Origin of the sequence: Nonomuraea sp. NPDC001636, assembly GCF_040298265.1 — a bacterium.
Classification (GTDB): Bacteria; Actinomycetota; Actinomycetes; order Streptosporangiales; family Streptosporangiaceae; genus Nonomuraea.
In genome coordinates this window covers 46,563-69,710 of the sequence record NZ_JBEOZT010000038.1, presented here as the reverse complement: position 1 = coordinate 69,710, position 23,148 = coordinate 46,563, and the positions used below count along the sequence as shown (strand labels likewise).

The following is a 23,148-nucleotide window of genomic DNA, read 5'->3' as shown; positions in this document are numbered from 1 at the left end:
GCCGATGTGACGCGTCGCGGTACGCGGCGCGTCACATCCGGGGCCGTGCTGTCAGGAACGGGCGGCCAGCGCCTGCGTCAGCCGCGGACGCGACGTGGAACGGACCCGGACGGCCGCCGCTGCCGCGACCACCACCGCCAGGAGCGCGCCGGCGGCGAGCAGGGTGGTGCCGTCGGGGTGGACGAGCGCCTGGCCACGCTGCGCCTGCCAGATCAGCAGCCCGGTGAGACCGGCGTAACCGAACGCGGCCACGATCACCAGCGGAACCCGGCGCACCCACAGCGCGATCAGCGGCAGCACCTGCAGCGCGTGCAGCCCGACGAAGTGGGCCACCCGCAGGTCGCCGCCGCCGGTCGCCCAGCCCAGCAGCGGCATGCCCGCGCCGCCGTCCGCCGCGCCGACCGTGTGCGCGCCGATCGTGATCAGCTTGACGCCGCCGGCCAGCGCCTGCGCCTGCTCCGGCGTCGGCGCGGTCATCAGGTAGCCGACCGACATGCCCGCCAGCGAGATCGCCACCCCCAGCGGGATCGCCCAGGCCATCGCCCGGTTCACCCGGCGCTGCATCACCAGGAAGATCCCCAGCGCCAGCGTGAGCGCCCAGCCCAGGTAGGCGGCCCCTCCCATCAGCATGAACACCGACTTGTCGAGCGTGGTGGCGAAGTTGAAGTGGCTGCGCACCCCGCGTACCGCCTGGAAGGTGATCGCCGAGATCTCCGGCAGCACGAACAGCGTCACCGTGACCGTGCCCAGCCACCACAGGGTCCGCCGCCACCGCTCGACCTGGCTGATCATCCAGGCGAGGGTGAGCGCGTACAGGGCGAAGGAGGCGGCGAACTTGAACGGCTTGAGCCAGACCCCCTCGCCCATGACGGTCCGCCCATCGACCACCAGGCCGACGCCGCTCACCAACGCGAGCGCCGCCATCGCGAGGGCGCAGGCGACGAGCGGGCCGTGCCAGGTTCTCCAGCGCAGGGAAGTCATGACGTCTCCTTCAGATCGACTGAGAACAACCCTGCTGGTCAGGCGCGACACGAACCAGAGACGTGATCACCGGCTGCACATGACATCGTCATGAATCGGGCAAGCGGGTCGTGGAGACGTCCCCGCCGCATGGGCGACCGGCCCGGGCGCCGGCGCGAACCCCTCCTCGCTGAGAACCGCACCGCCGCCCGGGCGCAGATCAACGTTCCCGGTCGGGTGCCTCGGCGAAGCGGCGGGTGGCCACCAGCGCGGCCAGGTCGGGTGCGAGCCGCAGCTCCGCCGTGTCCATGCCGGGGTGGTCGAGCCAGTGCATCCGGGTCCGGTCGACGCTCCCGTCGAACCGGGGCGGCCAGTGCCGGGCCGGGGTCAGGTCGTCGATGACCAGCGTGCCGCCGGGCCTGAGCAGCCGGTGGGGGTCGGCGGGCGGCTCGCCGTGCTTGCCCTGGCCGCCTCCGTCGAGGACGAGCAGGTCGTACGGCGCGTCCCGGTGGATCTCCCGCCAGTCGCCGTGGACGACCGACACCTGTGGCTGATCGAAGAACACCTCGGCGGCCAGGGCCGCCGAGTCCGCGTCCCGTTCGACGCTGACCAACCGGGTCCCGGGCCGCGCCCCTGACGCCAGCCAGGCAAGCCCCACCCCGCACCCCGTCCCGGTCTCGCCGATCATCTCGGCCCCGGCGGCCAGCGCCAGCAGCAACCGTCCCTGCTCGGGACGGCAGGACGTCCCGAAGCCCGCCCGCCGGGCGATCTCGACCGCCCGCCGCACCAGAGGCGGTAATTGCGCGAGATCGGGGTACGCCGCCGTGCCCTCAAGTGACATCGGTCCAGGCTAAGCCGGCCGACCGCCCCACGGCACCCTTCGGTCGAAGCAGCCGACCGAGGGCCCGCGGACGAACTGGTGCTGGATCGCTTCGGCCACGCCGGTGGACGTCACGGCGACTGGCCGGGCCTCTTCGACCACGCGCTCTTGCTCGGCGGACCCGTGTTGAACGAACGCGGCCGCCGCCCCTTCCGCCGCGACGGGCGGAGAGGACGGAGCCGGTTCCGTCGGTGGCGAGCGGTCAGAAGGAGGGATGCGTGTGCACCTGTCGTCCCTCCACGTAGGTGGCGAGGACGGTGATGCCGCCCAGGTCACCGGGGGGTACGGCGAACGGGTCGGCGTCGGTGACGATGAGGTCGGCGAGCTTGCCGGGCTCGATGGTCCCGGTCCGGGTGTCGAGGTGGTTGATCCGGGCGGTGCCGATCGTGTACGCCGACAGGGCCGCCGCCACCGAGAGGCGCTGCGCGGGCAGGAACGGCCGCCCCGATCCGTCGGGGAGCATCCGGTTGACGGCGACGTGGATGCCGAGGAACGGGTCCGGGGCGCTGACCGGCCAGTCGCTGCCCGCGGCGAGGGCCGCGCCCGAGCGCAGGAGGTCGCCGAAGGGATACTGCCAGGCGGCGCGCCGGTCGCCGAGGAAGGGAATGGTCAGCTCGTCCATCTGCGGCTCGTGCGCCGCCCACAACGGCTGGATGTTGGCGGTGACCTCCAGGGCCGCGAATCGCGGCACGTCGTCGGGGTGGACGACCTGGAGGTGGGCGATGTGGTGCCGGTTGCCCTTGCGCCCGTTGACCTTGAGGGCCGCCTCGAACGCGTCCAGCGCCTCCCGGGCGGCCCGGTCGCCGACGGCGTGCACGTGGACCTGGACCCCGACGGCGTCCAGCCGGGTGACGTAGGCGCGCAGGTCCTCGGGCCCGACGAAGCTGATGCCGCTGTTGCCGGTCCGGCATCCGCAGCCGTCCAGGTAGGGGGAGGTCATGGCGGCGGTGTAGTTCTCCGCCACGCCGTCCTGCATGATCTTCACGCTGGTGGCTCTGAACCGTCCGGTGGTGGTACGGCGGGCGAGCAGTTCGGGGATCTGCTCCTCGCCCCGGTCCCGATCCCACCACAGGGCGCCGACCACGCGCCCGGTGAGCATCGAGGCGCCGGCGGCGGCTTCGTAGGCGCGCTGGACCTCCGGGCCGACCATCGCGTCCTGCCATGCCGTCACTCCGGCCTGGTGCAGGCGTCGCTGGCCGGCCTGGAGGCCGCGGAGCAGGTCCTCGTCCGTGGGCTCGGGCAGGTGCCGGCCCACGAGCGAGGCGGCGCCCTCGTGCAGGGTTCCTTGAGGGGTTCCGTCCGGTTCGCGCTCGATGCGCCCGTCGTTCGGGTCGGGGGTCCCGTCGTGGACGCCGCACAGCCGCAGGGCCTCGGTGTTGACCCATGCGCCGTGCCCGTCCCTGTTGGTCAGGTAGACCGGCCGGTCGGGGACGACCTCGTCGAGGGCGATCCGGCTCGGCGTGCCGCCGGGGAACCATTCCATGGACCATCCGCCGCCGGAGATCCAGCGCACCTCGGGATTGGCCACGGCGTACGCGCGGACGACGGCTAGGGCGTCGGCGGCGTCCCGCGCCTCGTGCAGGTCGCACCGGGTCACGGTGAGCCCGGCCAGCACCGGGTGCACGTGGGCGTCCTGGAACCCGGGCAGCACGGTCCGACCGGCCAGATCGACGATCTCGGTCCGCGGGCCGGCCAGGTCGCGCACCTCCTCGACCTCGCCGAGCGCCAGGATCCGCCCGTCGCGTACGGCCAGCGCGCGGCTGGGAGCGCCGGCCATGGGGCGTACCCGGCCGTTGAGGAACACGATGTCGGCAGATGTGTCGGCAAAAGTCATGAATGTCTCCTCAGAGCTGCGGGCGGGTGGGCCACGGCAGGACGCGTTCGACGGCGGCGCCGATGCGGAAGACCGTCGCGTCGTCGTAGCTGCGGCCGACGATCTGCACCCCTGTCGGCACGCCGTTCGACGCGAGACCGGACGGGACGTTGAGCACGGGGCAACGGCTGGCGATGTTGAAGACGGTCGTCAGCGAGTACTCCAGGTAGTGGTCGAGCTGGACCCCGTTGACCGTCAGCTTGGTGTCCACGTAGTCCTCGCCCGCGGGCAGCGCGGCGGTGCCCGCGGTGGGGCAGATCAGCGCGTCGTACCGGTCGAGCAGGTCGCCGAGCACGGCGTAGATGCGGCCCTCCAGCTCCAGCCCGGCCAGGAAGCCGTCCCGGGCCAGCGCGGCGCGCGAGTCCTCGGCGAAGGCGAGGGCGTAGGGCGTGAGCTCGTCGCGGTGCGTGGCCGCCACGCCGGCGACCATGGGGCCGAAGATGGCGCCGAAGTGGATGAAGGCCGCGCGCATGACGTCGGCGCGCCGCAACGGCACCTGCACCTGCTCCACGACGGCGCCGGCCGCGGCCAGCGCGTCGGCGACCGCGCGGGTGTTGGCCGCGACGTCCGGCTCGATCTCCCAGTTCCCCAGGTCGGGGGAATAGGCGATGCGCAACCCCGCGACGTCGCCGAGGCGTTCGGGGATGTGTGCGGCGGGCCGGATGGAGACGACGTCGGCCGGGTGCGGCCCGACGATGACGTTCTGCAGGAGCGCGCAGTCGGCGACGGTACGGGCCATCGGCCCGTCATGGCAGTAGTGGTCCAGGTTGTACGGCGACATCGCGGGCACCCGCCCGTAAGGCGGCTTGTATCCGACCGTGCCGGTGGCCGCGGCGGGCAGCCGGATGGACCCGCCGATGTCGGACCCCGTGGCGAGCGTCGCCGTCCCCGACGCCAGGGCCGCGCCCGCGCCGCCCGAGGAACCGCCGGGCGAGTAGTCCAGGTTCCAGGGGTTACGGGTGAGGCCCCACAGCCGGGAGTGCGTGTAGGCGGCGCAGCAGAACTCGGGCGTGGTGGTGCGGGCGTGGACGATCCCGCCGGCGGCGACGACCCGTTCGACGACCGGATGGGTGGTGTCGGCGACGTGCCCGGCGTAGGCCAGGGAACCGTCGCTGGCCCGCCTGCCCGCGATCGGCTGCTCGTCCTTGGTGGCGACCGGCAGCCCTTCGAGCGGTCGCGGCGACCCGTTGCCGAGGTAGGCGCGCTCGGCCTTCCTGGCCTGGTCGAGCGCCTCGTCGAACATCGTCTCGCTGAGCGCGTTGACCCGCGGCTCGACGGCCTCGGCCCGCTCGATGACCGCGGTCATGAGCTCGACGGGCGACAGGGCCCGGGTCCTGAACAGCTTCAGGGCTTGCGTGGCGGACAGGTGTGCGAGCTCACTCACATGATCTCCTGAAGGGCGCGCCGGTCGGCGGCGATCTGGGCGGGATCCCAGCCCGGCCGCGGCACGGAGTGCAGCAGCAGGCGGGTGTAGGGGTGCTGGGGGGCGGCCAGGACCTGCGCGGTCGGCCCGGCCTCGACGACCTTGCCGCGGTGGAGCACGACGATGTCGTCGGCCGCGTGCCGGACCAGGGCCAGGTCGTGGGTGATGAACAGGTAGGCGATGTCGAGGTCGCGGCGGATCCGCGCCAGCAGGTCGAGGATCTGCGCCTGGATGGACACGTCGAGCGCCGAGGTGGCCTCGTCCAGGATCAGCACCTTCGGCGCGGTGGCCAGCGCGCGGGCGATGGCGACCCGCTGGCGCTGGCCGCCGGACAGCCGCCTGGGCCGTACGGCGGCCTCCCGCTCGCCGAGCCCGACGCGCTCCAGCAGTTCCTCGCGCCGGGCCCGCCGGGCCTGCTTGTCCAGGGCGAAATGCAGCCGTAGCGGCTCCTCCACGCATTCGCTCACGCTGATCCGCGGATCCAGCGAGAGGTAGGGGTCCTGGAAGACCATCTGGATCTCCCGCGCCCGCGACAGCCTGGCCCGGCGGCCCCGCGGGGCGCGCGAGCGGTTCCGGCCCTCGACGCTGATCCGCCCGGCGTCCGGAAGCTCCAGGCCGACGAGCATCCGCGCGGTCGTCGTCTTGCCCGACCCCGACTCCCCCACCACGGCGAGCGAGCCGCCGGCCCGCAGCGAGAAGGAGACGCCGTCCACGGCCGCCATGTGGCCGTACGCCTTGCGCAGCCCCTCGACCTCCAGCACGTTCTCAGTCATGGACCGGCTCTCCAGCTCTCAGGCACGCCACCTGCGCGCGTTCCAGGATCTCCAGGTCGGGCCGGTGCTTCCGGCATCGCTCGACGGCCAGAGCGCAGCGGGCCTCGAAGGCGCACCCGGCCGGGGACTCGGCCAGTGACAACGGCCTGCCGGGCACGCCGTGCGGCGGCTCGGGCGACTCCAGCCGGGGCGTGGCCGCCAGCAGCCCGGCCGTGTACGGGTGCCGGGGCCGGGCGAAGAGCTCGCCGGTGGCCTGCTCCTCGACGATCCGGCCCGCGTACATCACGTAGATGCGGTCGCAGATGGCCGCGGCCAGCTCCAGGTCGTGGGTGACGAACAGCATGCCCATCCCGCGCGCGGTCCTCAGGTGGGACAGGATCGCGATGACCTCCGCCTGCGTCGTGACGTCCAGAGCGGTCGTCGGCTCGTCGGCGAGCAGCAGGTCGGGCTCCGCGGCCAGCGCCCCGGCGATCATCACCCGTTGCAGCATCCCGCCGGAGAACTCGTGCGGGTGACGGCGCAGCGCGGCTTTCGGGTCCTCGATGCCCACCGCCTCCAGCAGCCCCTCCGCCCGATCGAGAGCCTGCTGGTACGGCAGCCCGCCCGCCCGCAGTCCCTCGGTGACGAAGTCGCCGATCCGCCGGACGGGATTGATCGACGCCCGCGGATCCTGGAAGATCATCGCCACTCGGCGGCGGCGCAGGTCGCGCAGCCCTGCGGCGGTCTGCGTCAGCACGTCCTGGCCGTCGACCAGGACGCGCCCGCTCACGGCGGTCCGTCCGGGCAGCAGGCCGAGCACGGCCCGGCAGGTGACGGACTTGCCCGACCCGGACTCGCCGACGAGCCCGACGGCCTCGCCCTGGGCGACGCGCAGCGACACCGCGTCCAGGATGGGCCGGGCCGCCTGGCCGGGCGCCAGCCGTACGGTCAGATCGTCGATCCGGAGCATCAGCGCTCCCTCCCGGAGACGCGGTCGGCGATGCCCTCGCCGACGACGCTGAAGGCCACCACCGTGATCACGACGGCCGCGCCGGGGGCCAGCGCGGGCAGCGTGGCGCCCTGGAGCAGGGCGGAGGCCCCTTCGTTGATCATGGCGCCCCAATCGGGGACGGGCGGTTGCGTGCCGAACCCGAGGAAGGACAGCGCCGCGAGGTCCATGAGCGCGTAGCCGAAGTTGATCGCCGACTGGGCGAGGATCAGCGGGACGACATTGGGGACCAGGTGTCGCAGGCAGATGACCCACCCGGACCAGCCCTGCACCCGGTAGGCGTGGATGTAGGGGCGGGACATCTCGCGCAGGGCGACGCCGCGCGCCAGCCGTCCGACGTAGGGGGTGTAGGCGATGCTCATCGCCACGACGGGCGCGGTCAGGCCGGGGCCGAACATGGCGACCAGCGTGATCGCCAGCAGCAGCGCGGGAAAGGCGAAGACGAAGTCCATGGCGCGGGACAGGACCGCGTCGAGGACGCCGCCGGTCCAGGCGGCCAGGACGCCGAGCAGGGTGCCCGCCACCGTCGACAGGGTCACCACCAGGAGCGGGCCGAACAGCCCCGCCCGCGCGCCGTGGATCAGGCGGGACAGGATGTCGCGGCCGGACTGGTCGGCCCCGAGCAGGTGGTCGGCGCTCGGCCCGCTCAACGCGGCCGGGAAGTCGATGGCGAGCGGATCGTGCGGCGCCACGACCGGCGCCAGGATCGCCACCGTCACCAGGACGGCCAGGACGGCGACGCCGGCGACGGCCATCCGGTCCGCGGGAAGCCGGTAGCGGCGGTGGAAGGTCACGGCTGTCAAGAGGACTCCTTCACTAAGCCCTGCGCAGGCGCGGATCGATGGCCGGCTGCACCAGGTCGACCAGCAGGTTGGCCGCCACGAAGACGACGACGATCAAGGTGGTGACGGCCTGCACGACCGGGAAGTCCTTGACGGTGACCGAGCTGACCAGCAGTTGCCCGATCCCGGACAGGCCGAAGGCGGTCTCCACGATCGAGGTCGCGACGAGCAGCCCGGCGATCACCGTGCCGGTGACCGTGCTGATCGGGCCGAGGGAGTTGCGCAGGACGTGGCGCCGGATCACCGCGTTCTCCTGGACGCCGCGCGAGCGCGCCACCTCGACGTGCTCGCGGGCCAGCTCCTCCAGCATGGACGAGCGGGTGACCCGGGCCAGCAGACCGGCGAACGTCAGGGCGAGCGCGGCCGCGGGCAGGGTCAGATGCCAGACGCGGTCGACCGGTCCCTCACCGTTGCCGAAGGCGGGGAACCAGCCGAGCTGGACGGAGAACAGCGAGATCAGCCCGATCGCCGCGACGAAGGAGGGGGTCGCGGTGGCCACCCCGGTGCCGATGAGGACGATCCGGTCGAGCGGGCCGGGCCGCAGCGCGGCCAGGGCGCCGAGGATCAGCCCCGCGACCACGATGAGCAGCCCCGCGTAGCCGACCAGGAAGAGCGTCGTGGGCAGCCTGGCCAGGAGCAGCCCGGTCACGTCCTGCCGGAACTGCACCGACCGGCCGAAGTCCCCGGTCACCGCGCCGCCGACCCATTTGAGGTACTGCGTGAGGAACGGATCGTCCAGGTGGTACTGCGCCCTGATCGCCGCGAGCGCCTGCGGAGAGGCCGAACGCCCTTGGGTGAGGAAGGAGGCCGGGTCGCCGGGAGCCAGGTACACGGCGGAGAACACCGCGAACGACGCCCCGATCAGCGTCGCCACCAGCCCGGCGAGCCTGCGGGCCAGGAAGGCGCCCATCAGTTCGCCGACCCGAGCACTGCCGCCCACGGGTAGACGAGCTGGGTGATGCCGGTGGGCGCGCCGGTGAGCCGCTTGTTGAGGAACATGCTGTGCGGCACCTCGTACAGCGGGATCCACACCATGTCCCGGACGGCGATCTCCTGGAGCTTGGCGACCACGGCGGCGCGGGCCGCGGGGTCGGCCTCGGCGCCCGCCTGGTCGACGAGCCTGTCGTACTCGGGGTTGGAGTAGCCGCCGTAGTTGGAGAAGTTGCCGGTCTGCAGGATTCCGTAGAACTCCAGCGGATCGGGGGTGGAGTCGTACCAGATGGTCATGACCAGGTCGACGCCCTGGCGGGCCTTGGGGTCGGAGAACAGCGCGGAGTAGGCGTCGGGGGCCACCGCCTTCTGCTCGACCCGCAGGCCGATGGCCTGGCCCGCGGCCTGGACGGCGTTGGCGATGACGCCGATGTCGGGAGCCATCGTGCTCGTGGCGATCACGATCTTCTTGCCCGTCCCGCCGGCCTCCTTGACCAGCTTCTTGGCCCCTTCGAGGTCGGTGCTCAGCTCGGGGAGCCCGGCGTAGTACTGCTTGGCCGCCTCGGGGGCGATGCCCCATGCGCCGATCGCCGCGGGCGCCTTGGCCGGTGTGGCCACCCCGGCCACGCTGGCCTGGAGAATGGCCTTGCGGTCGAGCGCCATGGACAGCGCCTTGCGCAGCTTCAGGTCGCCGAGCGTGCCCTTGAGATCGAGCGGGATGAGGCTGACGGCCGCGGTGTTGGGGCCGAAGTACAGCTTGCCGCTGGAGGCGCCGCCCAGGCGGGTGAAGCCGGTGGTGGGCACCAGGTAGCTGCCGTCCACCTCGCCCGAGAGCAGGGCGTTGACGCGGGCCGCCGGGTCGGAGATGAAGACGTTCCGCACGGTCGCGGCCCTGGCCTTGAGCGCGGGGTCCCAGTAGCCGTCGAAGCGTTTCAGGGTGATCGCCTGCCCCTTCTCCCACTTGTCGAGGGAGTACGGGCCGGTGCAGTTCACGCCCTTGTCGGGGGTGCCGTACCCGGTGCCCTGCGCGGACAGGAACGCGGCGCTCTCGATGGTCCCGGCCGAGGTGCCCATCTGCTCGTTGAACAGGTGGTCGGGCTTCTTCAGGCGGACGGTGACCTCCATGGGGCCGGTCTTCTCCACCGATTTGACGTTCTGGTAGGACGAGACCCAGTACGAACCCACCGCCGGGTCCATGTGCCGCCGCATGCTCGCCACCACGTCGTCGGCGGTGAGCGGCGATCCGTCGTGGAAGCGCACGCCCTGGCGGATCGTGTACACCCAGCGCCCGGGGTCCGGGGACTCGGCCTTGGCGGCCAGCCCCGGCTCCACCCGGAAGCCGGGGGTGATCCGCATGAGCTGCTCGCACACGTTGGCGAGCACGGTGTTGGGCGGGTAATCGAAGGCGTAGGCGTAGTCGAGGGACTGCGGCTCCGCGTAGAGCGCCCAGGTCACGGCGTCCACCGGGCCCTTGGCCGGCGGCAGGTCCGCCGTGACGGTGAAGGTCGCGGAGCCGGCGGCTTTCGGGGCGGCCGCGCCCCCTCCACAGGCAGTGGCCGCCAGTACGGCCAGCGCCGCGACGGCGAGTCGAGCGGTACGCATCGGACCACCTCATCCTCGTGCGGGAAAGTGCCACGAGTATTGGTGAAGGAACGTTCCTGCACAAGACACTGAAGGAACGATTCAGCAACGGTCAGCGAGGTGGCGAATCGCCTGACATCCTGCAAAGATCGGACCTATGGACGAGCCAAACCGTAAGGTCGCCGCGCGCGTGCGCCTGGTGGACGTCGCCCGCGCGGCGGGGGTGTCGAAGACCACCGTCTCGGACGCGCTCAACGGCGCGGGCCGCCTCCCCGACGCCACCCGCGAGCATGTCCGGCAGGTGGCGCGCCGGCTCGGCTACCGGCCGAACGCCACGGCGCGGCGGCTGCGCGCCGGGCGCTCACGCCTGCTCGGCCTCGCCGCCCGCGAGTTCGTCGAGCATCCGTGGTTCTACACCGAGCTCGCCTACTTCGCCCGGCTGACCGCCGCCACGACCCGCGCGGGCATGACCCACGGATACGGCGTGGTGCTGCTGCCCACCACCGGCCCCGACGACTACTGGACGGACCTGCCTCTCGACGGCGTGTTCGTGGTGGATCCGGTCGAGGGAGATCCGCTGGTCGGAGACTTTCTCGCCGCGGGGGTGGCCGTGGTCTCCGACCGCAGAGCCGTGGCGGGGACACCGTGGCCGTGGGTCGACTTCGACTACGGCGCGGCCCTGCGCGGCGTGCTCGACCACCTGGAGGAGGGGGGCGCCCGGCGGATCGCCGCGGTCGGCGCCCCGACCACGGCCTGCTACCACCGCGATTCCGTCCAGGCCTATCTCGACTGGAGTGCGGAAAGGGGCCGCGACCCGTTGCTGGCCCAGCTCGACGGCCCCGGTTTCGAGCCGACGCTGGCCGCGGTGGAGGGGTTGCTGAGTGCTCCCGAGCCGCCGGACGCGCTGGTCGTGCTCGTCGAGATCAGCCCGTCGCTGCTGCTGGACAGGATCCGCAAGCTCGGCAGGTCGGTGCCCGGCGATCTGCTGCTGGTCTGCGCGACGGAGGACCCCACGGCGCCGTTCACGGATCCGCCCGTCAGCACGCTCAGCTTCCTGCCGGTCGAGACGGCCGACATCGCGGTCGGGATGCTCGTCGACCTCATCGAGGGCCGTGGCGTCGAGGGCGGCCGGCTGCTCCAGGCGCGGTTCGACGTCCGGGCCTCCTCCGATCCCCGCTCCGTGCCGGGAGCCGGGAAGTGATCACTTTCGCGGCGGGCGCAGGGTCGTCCACGCCACGGTGAGGGCGGTGCGGAAGGTGTCGGCCTGGCCGGGCGACAGGCCCGAGATCATCCGGTCCTCAAGCTCGGCGGCGGCCTCGGCGTGGGCGTCGAGCAGCGCCCGGCCCTCGTCGGTGAGGTAGAGCAGCAGTTCGCGCTTGTTGGCCGGGTTGGGCGAGCGGCGGATGAGGTGACGCCGGTCGAGGGCGCCGATCACGTCGGCCATGGCCTGCGGGGTGACGAAGGAGTCGCGGGCGAGCTGGGCGGCGGTCACCCCGTCCTTGTGCTGCAGAACGGTGAGCGCCGTGTACTGCGGCGTGGTCACGCCCGCGCCGCGCAGCATCTCGTCCAGGCGCGACCTGATCGCCAGTTCGAGCCGCTTGACGGCGTACAGCAGCGAGGGGGTGGGACGGGGCGGGACGCTGGCCATGACGAACAGTATCCCAGCCGGACATTGACAGGAAACCTGATGATACTTCAGCCTTCTTCATCAGGATTCCTGTCAATTGGAGTGCTTGTGATCCCTCCCTGCCCTGACCTGCCCCCGTCTCTGGCGCTGGAGCGCCGTGGGGACGTCGCGGTGCTGTCGTTGAACCGGCCTGCCAAACGCAACGCGCTGGACGACGCCACGATCGCCGGGCTCGGCGCCTTCTTCGCCGCCCCGCCCGCGTGGGCCGGGGCCGCGGTGCTCGCCGCCGAGGGCGCGCACTTCTCCGCCGGGCTCGACCTCGGCGAGCTCACCGCACGGGACGCCGCCGGCGGCCTGCACCACTCGCGCGGCTGGCACGAGGCGATGGGCCGGATCGACCACGGCGCCCTGCCGGTGATCGCGGTCCTGAAGGGCGCCGTCATCGGCGGCGGCCTGGAACTGGCGGCGGCCGCGCACCTGCGCGTCGCCGAGGAGTCGGCGTTCTTCGCCTTCCCCGAGGGCAGCCGGGGGCTCTTCGTGGGCGGCGGCGCCTCGGTCCGGGTCTCCCGGCTGATCGGCGTGCAGCCGATGATCGACATGATGCTCACCGGAAGGGTCCTGACGGCCGCGGAAGGCGAGGCCCGTGGCCTGGTCGACTACCGGGTGGCCGAAGGCGACGGGATCACCAAGGCCCTTGCCCTGGCCGAGCAGGTCATCGGGAACCCGCCGATCGCCAACTACGCCGTCCTGCACGCCCTGCCGCGCATCGCGGACGCCGACGCCGAGACCGGGCTGCTGCTGGAATCGCTCATGGCGGCCGTGGCGCAGAGCAGCCCGGAGGCCAAGGCCCGGATCCGGGACTTCCTCGACGGCCGGGCCGCCAAGGTCGGCCGTCCGGGAGCCGCCCGATGAGCGCCCCGCTCCCCCCGGCGGAGCCGCTGTACGTCCCCGGCCCCAAGCAGATCGCCAGAGCGCACGCCACCGCCTTCATCGGCTGGCTCGCCCGCGAGCGCGGCGTGACCGTGCCGACCTGGGAGGAGCTGCGGCACTGGTCGGTCACCGACGTCGAGGACTTCTGGGCAGCCGTGTGGGCCTACTTCGAGGTCAAGGCCCACACGCCCTACGACAGCGTCCTGGCCGAACCGGGCATGCCCGGCGCCCGCTGGTTCCCGGGGGCGACCCTGAACTACGCCGAGCACTGCCTCGGCACGCCCGAGGACGCCGGCCAGGTCGCGGTCGTCGGCCACTCCCAGACCCGGCCGCGCGTCGAGCTCACCTTCGCCGACCTCGCCGAGCAGGTCCGGCGCGTACGGGCCGGCCTGCGGCGGCTCGGGGTGCGGCGCGGCACCCGGGTGGTCGCCTACCTGCCCAACTGCCCGGAGACGCTGATCGCGTTCCTGGCCACGGCGAGCCTCGGCGGCATCTGGGCGAGTTGCGCCCCGGAGTTCGCCGCCCCCGCCGTGGTGGACCGGTTCGGTCAGATCGAGCCGGCCGTCCTGCTCGCGGTGGCGGGCTACACCTACGGGGACAAGAAGATCGACCGGCGCGAGCAGGTCCGGGCGATCCGGGACGGCATACCCTCGCTGGAGCACGTCGTGCACGTCCCGTACGGCGGCCTCGACCTCCCGGGCGCCCTGGCCTGGACGGAGCTCGCCGCGCCCACGGACCAGGCGCTGCGGTTCGAGCCCGTGCCCTTCGACCACCCCCTGTACGTGCTGTTCTCCTCCGGCACCACCGGCCGGCCGAAGGCCATCGTGCACGGCCACGGCGGCATCCTGCTGGAGCACCTGAAGAACCACGCCTTCCACTGGGACCTGGGCCCCGGCGACCGGCTGCTGTGGTTCACCACGACGGCGTGGATGATGTGGAACACGCTGGTCTCCGCGCTGCTCGTGCGCTCCTCGATCGTGATGATCGACGGCAACCCGCTCCACCCCGACCTGCGCGCGCAGTGGCGGCTCGCGCAGGAGACCGGCGCCACCCTCATGGGCGCCAGCCCCGGCTACCTGATGGCCTGCCGCAAGGAAGGGGTGCGGCCGGGCGCGGAGTTCGACCTGTCCCGGCTGCGGCAGATCGGCGTGGCCGGCAGCCCCTTCCCCGCCGAGGGCTTCCGGTGGGTGGCCGAACAGCTCGGCCCCGCCGTCCTGCTGAACGTCGGCAGCGGCGGCACCGACGTGTGCACCGGCCTCGTCCAGGGATCGCCGTTGCAGCCCGTGTGGGAGGGGGAGATGTCCGGGCCGAGCCTCGGTGTGGACGCCAAGGCGTTCGACGAGCACGGCAACGTGGTGATCGGCGGCGTCGGCGAGCTCGTCATCACCGCGCCGATGCCCTCGATGCCGGTACGCCTGTGGGGCGACGACGACGGCCGCCGGATGCGCGAGACCTACTTCAGCCGTTATCCCGGCGTCTTCCGCTTCGGCGACTGGTGCCGTTTCTCCGCCCACGGCTCCTGCGTCATCACCGGCCGATCCGATGCCACGCTCAACCGCGGCGGCGTCCGGCTGGGCACCGCCGAGTTCTACCGGGCCTTGCAGGACGTCGAGGAGGTCACCGACAGCCTCGTCGTCCACCTGGAGAGCCAGGAGGGCGACATGGGGGAACTGATCCTGTTCGTCACCCTCGCCGACGGGCTCGTCCTGGACGAGCCGTTACGCGCCCGCCTGATCGCGCGCATCCGCGCCGCACTGTCCCCGCGGCACGTGCCCGACGCCCTCCTGGCCGTCCCCGCGATGCCCTACGGGCGAACCGGCAAGAAGCTCGAAGTCCCCGTCAAGAAGATCCTGCTGGGCGCCGCCCCTGACGAGGTCGCCTCGGCCGGCTCCCTCATGGACCCGGCGGCGCTCGACGCGTTCGCCGCCATCGCCCGCGACCGTGCGAGGCGGCCGTGACGAGCCCGGCGGACCAGCCGGTCGCCGTCATCGGCACGGGCGTCATCGGCGCCGGATGGGCGGCGCTGTTCCTCGCCCACGGCCTCGACGTCACCGCCTTCGACCCCGCTCCGGACGCCGAGGAACGGTTGCGGGCCGCGCTCGACCTGGCCTGGCCCGCGCTCACCCGGCTCGGCCTGGCCGACGGCGCCTCCCGCGACCGGCTCACCTTCACCGCGACCTCCGGTGACGCCGTCGCCGGAGCGCGGTTCGTCCAGGAGAGCGGGCCGGAGCGCGCCGACCTCAAGCGGGCACTGCTGGCCACGCTGGACGAGGCGGCTCCGCCGAGTGCCCCGATCGCCAGCAGTTCGTCGGGCCTGATGCCCAGCCACCTCCAGGAGATGTGTCCCGCGCATCCCGAAAGGGTGCTCGTCGGACATCCCTTCAACCCCGCCCACCTGATCCCGCTGGTGGAAGTCGTGCCCGGCGAGCGCACCGGCCCCGACATCACCCGCCAGACCATGGACTTCTACCGCTCCCTCGGCAAGCGGCCGGTGCTCGTGCGGCGTGAGGTTCCCGGGCACCTCGCCAACCGGCTTCAGTCCGCCCTGTGGCGGGAGGCGTACTCGCTGGTGGAGCGGGGAGTCGCGAGCGTCGCCGACATCGACGCCGCCATCGCGCACGGCCCCGGCCTGCGGTGGGCCCTGCTCGGCCCGCTGGTCAACCAGCACCTCTCGGGCGGACCCGGCGGGATGGCGCACACCCTGCGCCACCTCGGCCCGCCCGCCCAGACCTGGATGGACGACCTCGGCACGCCGCGGCTCACCCCCGAACTCGCCGGCCTGCTCGTCGACGGCGTGCGCGCCGAGCTCGACGGCATCGACCAGGAAGCCATGGCGGCCGACCGCGACGCGCTGCTCGTCGGCCTGCTGCAGGCCAAGCGCCGGCACCACGACCTTCCCTGACGCACCGAGAAGGAACGATGACCTACACCCCGCGCATCGACCCGGACGCCATCGTGGCCCTGGACGTCCACGCCCACATCGAGGCCGACCACCACGGCCGCCTCTCCCTCGACGCCGAGCTGATGGCGGCCTCGGCGAAGTACTTCAAAGCCGGTCAGGACCGCACCCCGACCATCGACCGCGTCGCCGCCTACTACCGGCAGCGGAACATGGCCGCCGTGGTCTTCACCGTCGACGCCGCCACCGAACTCGGCCACCCGGCCCTGTCCAGCGAGGAGATCGCCCGCCAGGCGGCCGAACACGCCGACGTCCTCATCCCCTTCGGGTCCGTGGACCCGCGCCGCGGCCCGGCCGCCGTCGCCCAGGCCCGGCGGCTCGTGCGGGACTTCGGCGTGCTCGGCTTCAAGTTCCACCCGAGCCTGCAGGGCTTCACCCCCAACGACCCTGCCCACTATCCGCTCTGGCGGGCGCTGGAGGATATGGGCAGCGTCGCGCTGTTCCACACCGGGCAGACCGGCATCGGCGCCGGCCTGCCCGGCGGGCGCGGCATCAAGCTGCGCCACTCCGACCCGATGCTGCTCGACGACGTCGCCGCTGATTTCCCCGGGCTCACCATGATCCTCGCGCACCCGTCCGTGCCCTGGGTCGACGCGTCCCTGTCCATCGCCGGCCACAAGTCCAACGTCTACCTCGACCTGTCCGGCTGGTCGCCGAAGTACTTCCCGCCGCAGCTCGTCCGCCAGGCCGCCGGGCCCTTGCGGCACAAGGTCCTGTTCGGCTCCGACTACCCCGTCCTCACCCCCGACCGCTGGATGGCCGACTTCGCCTCCCTGGACGTCAAGGACGAGGTCAAGCCACTCATCTACAAGGAGAACGCCCTACGCGTTCTCGGCCTGCGCGCGGCGGGCCGATGAACCCGGCCCGTCGTGGCCGAGCACCCAGACGCGGAACGCCTCGTTCGCCGCTTCCGGCCGTCCGTGCCAGCATGATCGATCATGTCGGCATACGAGACGAGTGACGCGACCCTGGCCGCCATCGCCGGCCTGCTCGGGACCACCGCCGAGCACATACGGCCCCTCCCGCAAGGGGTGGCCAACCATGTCCTCCTGCTCGGCGACGACCTGGTCCTGCGCATCCCGCGGACCGAGCAGTTCCTTCCCGACCTGGTCAAGGAGGCCGCGGTCATCCCATACGCCCGGCGCGCCGGCGTACGCACCCCGGAGATCGTCGCCTTCGACGACACCTGTTCGGTGGTGGACGTCCCCTACATGGTGCTCACCCGGACGCGGGGAACGGACGTCGCCTGCCTTGAGCTGCCCGACGCGGACGCCGCACGTCTCTACCAGCAAGTCGGGCGGGAGCTGGGCAAACTCCATCGGCTCACTCCGGACACCGCCCCCGACCTTGTCGGCGTCCCCGCGAACGACGGCAACGCGGACCCCTGGGCACTCACCGGCCGCCTCCTCAAGGACGGCTGGCTCGACGCCGAGACCGCCCGCTGGCTCACCGGATGGTTCGACCGGCTCTCACCACATCTTCCCGCGAGCCCGCCTCCGGTCCTGATCCACGGCGACATCGCCGCCCAGAACCTGCTCGTCTCCCCGGAGACGGCCCGGCTCAACGGGATCGTGGACTGGGGCGACGCCGAATGGTCCGACCCCGCCGCCGACTTCGCCAAGGTCCCCCTCACCGGCATCCCGGCCATGCTCGACGGCTACCGGCAGGAAACCGGCATCGCCACGAGCCCGCCGAGCTGGGAGGCTCGCGTGTTGTGGTTCCACCTCACCTGGGCGCTGGGACGCCTGAAAGATCCCGTCCCGCGCCCGGGCGAACGTCACTGGACCGCCCCTCCCGCCAGCCGACTCCTCAGCCTGCTCCGCTTCTTCACCTCGGCCCCACCCGCCCCTTGGGCCGATCTGACCTGAAAGCCCGCCACCTGGCAGGGCCGCGCCGCTCAGACTCAGCGCCTGGAGGCCATGGCGCGGCCCAGGGCAGCCATCGGGGGGAATTGCTGTTCGCTCGCCTCCTCAGATGCAGCCCCCGGCCCCCGCCCCGGCCGACGGCACACCGGGCCCGCTGCCCGACGTCGCCCAGTACACCGGCATCTACCGGACGGCCCTGGCCGCCGACATGACCGACCTGGGCAAGCTCGGCTCGCTCACCAGCACCGTGACGGTCAGCGCGACCGGCGAGGCCGTGCCTGGTACCAGCCGCCCACGGTGCATCTCGGCGTGCTCGGCGTGAGCCTGACCGTGCTGCTGCTGTCGGCTGTGGGCGGACCCCTCGCACATGCCGTACGCCTCGCGCGCCGCCGCCGCAAGCCCGGCGGATCCAGTGACGGACCCGCACCCGCGGGCGCTTTCGGGGCTGCCGCCGAAGCCGGGCGGACGGCGCACCGGCGGCCGGTTCGCGGGCCACGCCTGGCCGGGCTGCCCACGTGGATCACGGCGGCGCTCGTCACGGCCTCCGCCGGATCCCTCGTAGCGATGTTCGCCGACTTCGACGCCAACCAGGCCGAGTTCTTCCTGGGCGGTCCTCGCCGGACTCGCCTACCTGAGTGGGCCGCCGCCTACGACCTGGTCGGCTGAGAGCCTCCGGAGACTCCCGCCGGACACGCCGGCGGCGCGCGGCCGGGACCGGGGCCCTTGATGCGCCATCGTCGCCTTTGGGAAGCGGTTCAGCGAGTCCAACGGTGGGCGGCGGCGTCGTGTTCGGCGGAGATGCGGGCGGAGGTTTCCTCGCCGAGGCGGATGTAGCGGCCGAGGCTGGCCAGGCGCTGGTGGCGGACGACAGTGCCGGTCAGGCGTCAAGGGGTGAGGCGCAGGGCGTGGATGTCGCCGCCGGCGCTCACATAAAGGAGGCCGCCGGCGGCGACGACACTGGGCGCCCGGCCGCCAGTAGGTATGCGCCATTTGCGCGCGCCGGTCATGCCATCCAGCGCGTGCACGGCGCCGCCGGCACCGGCGTACACGGTGCCGGCGTGCACGATGGGGCCTGAGACTCTGTCGGTGCCCACGGACTGCTTCCACCGTTCCACGCCGGTGACGGCATCCAGGCAGTGAAGGACGCCGTCGCCGTCGGCCAGGTAGACGCCACCCCGATCGACGGCCATCTCGGCGGGGAAGGAGACCGCGCCGGGCGCGAAGGTCCACCGTAGCCTGCCGGTGCGGGCGTCGAGCGCGTACAGGACGCCGCCCGCGCCCCAGGCGTAGACGGCGTCGCCGGCGGGCAACGGGGGGAAGGAGACGTCGGAGCCGACCTGGGTGGTCCACCGTCGGGCGCCGGTGGCGGCGTCCAGTGCGCGCAGGCGACGGTCGCCGCCGATGACGTAGACGACCTTGCCGGCCGGCGCGGTCGCGACACGGTGGCTGCCGGCCTTAGCGGTCCCGGTCCGCACGCTCCACCGGCGGCGGCCGGTGACGACGTCCAGCGCGTGCACAGTGCCACCGGCGTCGTCGATGTAGACGGTTGCCCCGTCAATCATGGGACGAGATCTGGAGAATGTGTCCGCGCTGTGGAAGCGCCACAGCTCGCGGCCGGAGACCGTGTCCAGGCCGACGGCCGTCTCGCCGTCGACGAGGATGACGCGCCGCTTGGCCACCACGAAGGTCGGGTCCTGCCGCACCGGATGCCGCCACCGCCGACGGCCCGTGCGGGCGTCCAGGGCGTGAAGGGCCCCCGGTCCGCCGACGAACACCAGGCCGTCGGTGACCCTGAGCGGCCCGCCGACGAACTCGGCGATCACGGTGGTCCACAGCGGGCGGCCGGAGGAGGCGTCCATCGCGTGGACCCGGCCGGCGGCGATGGCGTAGACGGCTCCGCCTGCCACCACCGGATCGTCGCGCAACTGGCCGTCGGCGGGGAAGGTCCAGCGCAGGTTGGGCAGGGCGGTGGATACGGGGCGGGGAAGCCGGTAGCGGGCCAGGAGTTCGTCCCGTACGAGCGGGGTCAGGAGCCGCAGGGCCGATCGCGAGGCGGAGGCGAGCCGGACGATGACCGGGCCCACGTTGACGAGCACTTCGGGCGCGCCGCCGGTGCCGGTGGCGGTGGACCGGATGTAGTCGAGGAGGTACGCGTCCTCCGTCATCGCGTCGTAGGTCTCCGTCCGCTTGATGTGGGCGGTCTCGGTGGCGAAGATCCGCGCAGCGACAGCGCTGGAGGAGGAGACCCACTCCACCGAGAGGGAGACGACCGGGGCGTCGTCCACGGGCGGTATCCAGTCACACTGGACGGGCTTGGGCAGCCGCTCGCCGAACAGGGTCGGCGTCCGGGGCGTGGGCACGTAGCCGTCCGCGACGGGGCGCAGGTCGGCGGCGGTCAGCAGGCCGCACGCGTCCGGCCAGGCGTCCGCCGGGACCCCGTCGAACAGCTCGTGCCCGCCGGGGACGCCGTACGTCAGGGTGTAGGCGGCGACGCGGCCGGTGGCGGACCGTACGAAGGCCATGCCGGGGGTCGTGCCCACGAGGGAGACGTCGGTGGAGGGCACGTCTAACGGCAGCGCACGCAGGCGGCCGGAGCCGGCGTCGACGGAGACCAGAAACGCCGGAAGCGGCCACAGCCTGGAGGCGTCGCCCCAAAGTGAGCCGTCCCCACCCGTCGCGGCCTCCTGGTTGAGGCGCATCGGCCGGCTCCAACGGCTGTCCCGGGCGGAGCCGGCGGCGCGCAGCGCCTCCTGCCCGGTGGACAGGAGGCGACCGTCGGGCCCGTAGAACGCCGAGACGTCGCCCACCGATATGCCTGTGTACCCGTCGCCGCTGACGACGAGATGGAGCGAGGGGGACCCGCTGTCCGTCAGGGTGCGGGGCGGTGAGGGCAGTGTACGCGTCCAGTTCGGCTGCAGCGTGGACGGGTCCACGGACGCGAGCCGGAGGCGGTTCCCCGCGCAATGGTCGAGCAGCATCACCGACCGGGCTGTGGCGGCGGCCGCCAGGGCGCAGCCCCGTGGACGATCCGTCCTTGCCACCGGCGTGCCCGTACGCGGATCCAGGGTGCGCAGCGCAGGGGGTTCGGCGAGCACGATGCCGCGCTCGGTCACCAGGATCGGCGGCCCTGAGTAGGTCCCGGCGTCCGGCGCCCGGTTCTGCCGTGAGGCAATGGTGACGGAACGCCGCCACAGCAGCGCGCCCGTGCGCGCGTCGTAGGCGTGCAGTCGCTGGCCGCCCGAGCTCTGGTCGTCGGTGAACACGACGACCGTGCCGGACGTCATCCACACGCCGGAGACGGGATCGCGCGAGTAGTTCCCGGACGTCGCCGGCGCCACGGACAGGGTGCGGATGAGCGCGCCGGTGCGGGTGTCGTGCACGCGTACGGTGCCCTGGCCGGCCGCCATGGCCAGCGCCTGCTGCGAGACGCCATAGTTCGGGGTGCCGTGCTCGTAGTTCACGAGGTCCGCCTCGGCGGGCGCCGACCAGGCCATGCGCCACCGGACGGGCGCCGGCCTGCCGTCGGGGGTGTCGGCGGCCGTTCCCGTCAGCAGCGCCGCGGTCAGCAGGACGACGGCGGCGGCGCGGGTGAACAGCATTTGTCCGAGGTCGTGCAGGTCTGGTCGGTTGGCATCGGCACCCAGCCGCCGCCGTAACCGGTCGCGCGGTAGGCGGTGCGGTAGGAGCTCGCGCGGCCCGTCAGCCGGAACGGGACGCCACCGGGCCCGTGGATCACGATCTCTTCCGACTTGTCCGCTGTCAGCACCGTGGCCACGAGGTCGAACTCGTAGTACGCCGTCTTGCCGACTATCGAGAGGCTGAGCGTGACTCGTTCATCCCGTTTCAAGTCAATCTGTTTCGTCCTGAAGTACGGGGTGCGCAATTCCTTTTTCGTGACGAAACGGACCGGCCGCCGATCGAGGTCCGCAAAGAGCTCGACGGTACCGGTCTGCCCGGCGCTCCCCGGGTTCAGGTAGGCGCCCTGCGCCGGCGGTGCCCGGGTGAGCACCCGCGGCTTGATGTCGATGATCCGCAGGCTGCTGCGGTTGCCGACCAGCACCACGGTGGCGGTCATGTCCCCGATCGTGGCGACGTGGTGGCGGGCCAGCATCGCGGTCACGTCGGCGGGGTCGGCCGCCCTGCCCAGCAGGATCGCCCGGTCGGCGGGGGTGGTCACCGGTTCCCTGAGCACGAGGGGCCGTTCGTCGTAGTCGACGGCTACGTGTCCAACCGTCAGCGGCGGTCCCCCGCGGACGCGGTCGATCGTGTCGGGCCCGCTCGCGGTGTACCAGGCGGTGAACACCACGCCGATCGCCGCGATGAGCGTGGCACTGGCGACTCCGGCCGTCCATGCGCGCGCGGCCTTCCAGCCACCCGGGCCCGCGGCCGGCTGAGCGGCGCCCTCCCCGTGGCCGTCGTCGACCGTCGCACCCTTTTTGCCGGTCATACCCGTCTTGCTCCGGCGTCCTTTAGCCATGACTGTCTTCCAGTGGGCCGTGAATGTGCGGATCTTGACCGTGCATCTTGGAGTATGCCTGACCACCGTTCGCGGCGCACCGGAAACGACGCCATGACGGCAGGCGAGCATGAAGGCCGGCTTGAGAAAAGCCTCATGAATATCGGCACGAATCTCCGCCGGCGAATGCGCAAGGGGCGCAAGGCATGCAGCAGACGGAAGGCTTGCTCGATATCTCAGCCCGTTCGACGTTCAGCAGGCCCTGGTGCTCGCCGCCCCACCGGCTGGCGTTGGCGAAGCACGTCCCGGGCAGAACGTGACTGGAGGCCCGGTCGGGCACCGGCCAGATCACCCCGCTGCTGGCCGGCCACTTCGCCGCAGTGGTGGGTGTGGACCTGGGTGACCTCCCCCGCGCCACCCCGTACCGACCTGGGACTGAACGGCCCGGCTCAGGTGACCGTCCACTGGCCGCAACCAACGGAAAGGATCACCACCCGATGACGACGACGGACCTGACCCCTCAGCAACTCGGCGGCAACTGGCTGCTCAAGGCCGAGGCCGACTACGACAGCGCGCCCTCCGGCACCGACTACACCGCCTACGCCAAGGCCGTCATGGTCTGCGCCAAGGGCGACGGCGAGATCTCGACGCCGGAGCGCGACTGGATCCTCGGCTTCTTCGCCGCCCTGGGCGCCACCCCCGAGCTGCTGCGGGAACTGCGTGACTACCAGGCCGACGACTCCTTCGAGTCCCTGGTCGCGACCACCGAGGCCGTCGCGGCCTCGACCCGTGCCCTGCCCTACTACGCCCTGCGTGCCTGCTCGGCCGACGGAGAGCTGCACCCCGGCGAGATCGCCTCGATCCGGGCCATGAACGCCCTGCGCGGCTTCCCCGACGACCTCGTCGACTCCTGGCTGGCCCTGCACGAGGAGGAACAGCGGCTGCGCACCCGCCGTCTCGCCCTCATCTGGCCCGACCCGTCCGCGAAGCCCTACTGATCCCGTACGTGCCGCTGGTCCGGCGGCGCCTGACGGCCTGAAGACCGGCCCCTGACCGCGCGT

General features: G+C 72.5%; 21 protein-coding genes. 9 read left to right on the top strand and 12 right to left on the bottom strand.

Annotation, left to right across the window (positions count from 1 at the left end; translation table 11 throughout):
* Positions 1-51: 51 nt before the first annotated feature.
* The 9 genes from ABT158_RS45240 to ABT158_RS45200 all read right to left on the bottom strand — a co-directional run bounded on the left by ABT158_RS45240 (position 52) and on the right by ABT158_RS45200 (position 10,271).
* On the bottom strand, positions 52-981 hold the full coding sequence (locus tag ABT158_RS45240) for a hypothetical protein (RefSeq protein WP_352364616.1): 930 nt from the start codon (positions 979-981) through the stop codon (positions 52-54).
* Positions 982-1,180: 199 nt separating this feature from the next.
* Positions 1,181-1,801 (bottom strand): O-methyltransferase, encoded by a 621-nt coding sequence (locus tag ABT158_RS45235; RefSeq protein ID WP_352364614.1) that lies wholly within the window; start codon positions 1,799-1,801, stop codon positions 1,181-1,183.
* Positions 1,802-2,042: 241 nt separating this feature from the next.
* A complete protein-coding gene (locus tag ABT158_RS45230) occupies positions 2,043-3,674 on the bottom strand; it encodes an amidohydrolase (RefSeq protein ID WP_352364612.1) in 1,632 nt (543 codons plus the stop codon).
* A 10-nt stretch (positions 3,675-3,684) separates the two neighbouring features.
* Positions 3,685-5,097 carry an amidase gene (locus ABT158_RS45225; RefSeq protein ID WP_352364610.1) on the bottom strand — a complete coding sequence of 471 codons (1,413 nt, stop codon included), beginning with the start codon at positions 5,095-5,097 and terminating at the stop codon, positions 3,685-3,687.
* Positions 5,094-5,909, bottom strand: a complete 816-nt coding sequence (locus tag ABT158_RS45220) for an ABC transporter ATP-binding protein (protein WP_352364608.1) — start codon at positions 5,907-5,909, stop codon at positions 5,094-5,096. The genes ABT158_RS45225 and ABT158_RS45220 overlap by 4 nt, the downstream gene beginning before the upstream one ends.
* Positions 5,902-6,858: an ABC transporter ATP-binding protein gene (locus ABT158_RS45215; protein ID WP_352364606.1), complete on the bottom strand. Its 957-nt coding sequence runs from the start codon at positions 6,856-6,858 to the stop codon at positions 5,902-5,904. Before ABT158_RS45215 ends, ABT158_RS45220 begins: the two co-directional genes overlap by 8 nt.
* Positions 6,858-7,691 carry an ABC transporter permease gene (locus ABT158_RS45210; protein WP_352364649.1) on the bottom strand — a complete coding sequence of 278 codons (834 nt, stop codon included), beginning with the start codon at positions 7,689-7,691 and terminating at the stop codon, positions 6,858-6,860. The genes ABT158_RS45215 and ABT158_RS45210 overlap by 1 nt, the downstream gene beginning before the upstream one ends.
* Positions 7,692-7,713: 22 nt before the next feature.
* Positions 7,714-8,679: an ABC transporter permease gene (locus ABT158_RS45205; RefSeq protein WP_352364604.1), complete on the bottom strand. Its 966-nt coding sequence runs from the start codon at positions 8,677-8,679 to the stop codon at positions 7,714-7,716.
* A complete protein-coding gene (locus ABT158_RS45200; RefSeq protein ID WP_352364602.1) occupies positions 8,649-10,271 on the bottom strand; it encodes an ABC transporter substrate-binding protein in 1,623 nt (540 codons plus the stop codon). Before ABT158_RS45200 ends, ABT158_RS45205 begins: the two co-directional genes overlap by 31 nt.
* A 136-nt stretch (positions 10,272-10,407) precedes the next feature.
* Between ABT158_RS45200 and ABT158_RS45195 the strand changes: the two genes are divergently transcribed.
* Entirely contained in the window at positions 10,408-11,451 is a 1,044-nt protein-coding gene (locus ABT158_RS45195) for a LacI family DNA-binding transcriptional regulator (protein ID WP_352364600.1), read from the top strand.
* Here ABT158_RS45195 and ABT158_RS45190 read toward each other — a convergent pair whose 3' ends face one another.
* Positions 11,452-11,898, bottom strand: a complete 447-nt coding sequence (locus tag ABT158_RS45190; protein WP_352364598.1) for a MarR family winged helix-turn-helix transcriptional regulator — start codon at positions 11,896-11,898, stop codon at positions 11,452-11,454. It lies immediately after the preceding gene.
* 87 nt (positions 11,899-11,985) lie between these two features.
* Between ABT158_RS45190 and ABT158_RS45185 the strand changes: the two genes are divergently transcribed.
* From ABT158_RS45185 to ABT158_RS45155, 7 genes are all read left to right on the top strand, one after another.
* The gene (locus ABT158_RS45185) at positions 11,986-12,789 is read left to right on the top strand and encodes a crotonase/enoyl-CoA hydratase family protein (protein ID WP_352364596.1); all 804 of its coding nucleotides are present in this window, start codon (positions 11,986-11,988) and stop codon (positions 12,787-12,789) included.
* On the top strand, positions 12,786-14,765 hold the full coding sequence (locus tag ABT158_RS45180; protein WP_352364594.1) for an acetoacetate--CoA ligase: 1,980 nt from the start codon (positions 12,786-12,788) through the stop codon (positions 14,763-14,765). Before ABT158_RS45185 ends, ABT158_RS45180 begins: the two co-directional genes overlap by 4 nt.
* Positions 14,762-15,709, top strand: a complete 948-nt coding sequence (locus ABT158_RS45175) for a 3-hydroxyacyl-CoA dehydrogenase NAD-binding domain-containing protein (RefSeq protein WP_352364592.1) — start codon at positions 14,762-14,764, stop codon at positions 15,707-15,709. The genes ABT158_RS45180 and ABT158_RS45175 overlap by 4 nt, the downstream gene beginning before the upstream one ends.
* A gap of 17 nt (positions 15,710-15,726) precedes the next feature.
* Positions 15,727-16,623, top strand: coding sequence for an amidohydrolase family protein (locus ABT158_RS45170; protein WP_352364590.1), 897 nt, complete (start codon positions 15,727-15,729; stop codon positions 16,621-16,623).
* Positions 16,624-16,704: 81 nt separating this feature from the next.
* A complete protein-coding gene (locus ABT158_RS45165; RefSeq protein WP_352364588.1) occupies positions 16,705-17,634 on the top strand; it encodes a phosphotransferase family protein in 930 nt (309 codons plus the stop codon).
* A gap of 106 nt (positions 17,635-17,740) precedes the next feature.
* Positions 17,741-17,953 (top strand): hypothetical protein, encoded by a 213-nt coding sequence (locus ABT158_RS45160; protein WP_352364586.1) that lies wholly within the window; start codon positions 17,741-17,743, stop codon positions 17,951-17,953.
* Positions 17,941-18,297: a hypothetical protein gene (locus tag ABT158_RS45155; protein WP_352364584.1), complete on the top strand. Its 357-nt coding sequence runs from the start codon at positions 17,941-17,943 to the stop codon at positions 18,295-18,297. The genes ABT158_RS45160 and ABT158_RS45155 overlap by 13 nt, the downstream gene beginning before the upstream one ends.
* 218 nt (positions 18,298-18,515) lie before the next feature.
* Here the strand turns inward: ABT158_RS45155 and ABT158_RS45150 are convergent, their stop codons facing one another.
* On the bottom strand, positions 18,516-21,230 hold the full coding sequence (locus ABT158_RS45150; protein WP_352364582.1) for an outer membrane protein assembly factor BamB family protein: 2,715 nt from the start codon (positions 21,228-21,230) through the stop codon (positions 18,516-18,518).
* Positions 21,194-22,078: a hypothetical protein gene (locus ABT158_RS45145; protein ID WP_352364580.1), complete on the bottom strand. Its 885-nt coding sequence runs from the start codon at positions 22,076-22,078 to the stop codon at positions 21,194-21,196. Before ABT158_RS45145 ends, ABT158_RS45150 begins: the two co-directional genes overlap by 37 nt.
* Positions 22,079-22,584: 506 nt before the next feature.
* Between ABT158_RS45145 and ABT158_RS45140 the strand changes: the two genes are divergently transcribed.
* Positions 22,585-23,085, top strand: coding sequence for a tellurite resistance TerB family protein (locus tag ABT158_RS45140; protein ID WP_352364578.1), 501 nt, complete (start codon positions 22,585-22,587; stop codon positions 23,083-23,085).
* The last annotated feature ends 63 nt before the right edge of the window (positions 23,086-23,148 follow it).

Excerpts from the sequence above, each read along its gene's own strand:
- ABT158_RS45240 (WP_352364616.1), bottom strand. The coding sequence starts at position 981 with ATGACTTCCCTGCGCTGGAGAACCTGGCACGGCCCGCTCGTCGCCTGC.
- ABT158_RS45235 (WP_352364614.1), bottom strand. The coding sequence starts at position 1,801 with ATGTCACTTGAGGGCACGGCGGCGTACCCCGATCTCGCGCAATTACCG.
- ABT158_RS45230 (WP_352364612.1), bottom strand. The coding sequence starts at position 3,674 with ATGACTTTTGCCGACACATCTGCCGACATCGTGTTCCTCAACGGCCGG.
- ABT158_RS45220 (WP_352364608.1), bottom strand. The coding sequence starts at position 5,909 with ATGACTGAGAACGTGCTGGAGGTCGAGGGGCTGCGCAAGGCGTACGGC.
- ABT158_RS45215 (WP_352364606.1), bottom strand. The coding sequence starts at position 6,858 with ATGCTCCGGATCGACGATCTGACCGTACGGCTGGCGCCCGGCCAGGCG.
- ABT158_RS45200 (WP_352364602.1), bottom strand. The coding sequence starts at position 10,271 with ATGCGTACCGCTCGACTCGCCGTCGCGGCGCTGGCCGTACTGGCGGCC.
- ABT158_RS45195 (WP_352364600.1), top strand. The coding sequence starts at position 10,408 with ATGGACGAGCCAAACCGTAAGGTCGCCGCGCGCGTGCGCCTGGTGGAC.
- ABT158_RS45190 (WP_352364598.1), bottom strand. The coding sequence starts at position 11,898 with ATGGCCAGCGTCCCGCCCCGTCCCACCCCCTCGCTGCTGTACGCCGTC.
- ABT158_RS45180 (WP_352364594.1), top strand. The coding sequence starts at position 12,786 with ATGAGCGCCCCGCTCCCCCCGGCGGAGCCGCTGTACGTCCCCGGCCCC.
- ABT158_RS45170 (WP_352364590.1), top strand. The coding sequence starts at position 15,727 with ATGACCTACACCCCGCGCATCGACCCGGACGCCATCGTGGCCCTGGAC.
- ABT158_RS45165 (WP_352364588.1), top strand. The coding sequence starts at position 16,705 with ATGTCGGCATACGAGACGAGTGACGCGACCCTGGCCGCCATCGCCGGC.
- ABT158_RS45160 (WP_352364586.1), top strand. The coding sequence starts at position 17,741 with ATGCAGCCCCCGGCCCCCGCCCCGGCCGACGGCACACCGGGCCCGCTG.
- ABT158_RS45150 (WP_352364582.1), bottom strand. The coding sequence starts at position 21,230 with ATGCTGTTCACCCGCGCCGCCGCCGTCGTCCTGCTGACCGCGGCGCTG.
- ABT158_RS45145 (WP_352364580.1), bottom strand. The coding sequence starts at position 22,078 with ATGACCGGCAAAAAGGGTGCGACGGTCGACGACGGCCACGGGGAGGGC.
- ABT158_RS45140 (WP_352364578.1), top strand. The coding sequence starts at position 22,585 with ATGACGACGACGGACCTGACCCCTCAGCAACTCGGCGGCAACTGGCTG.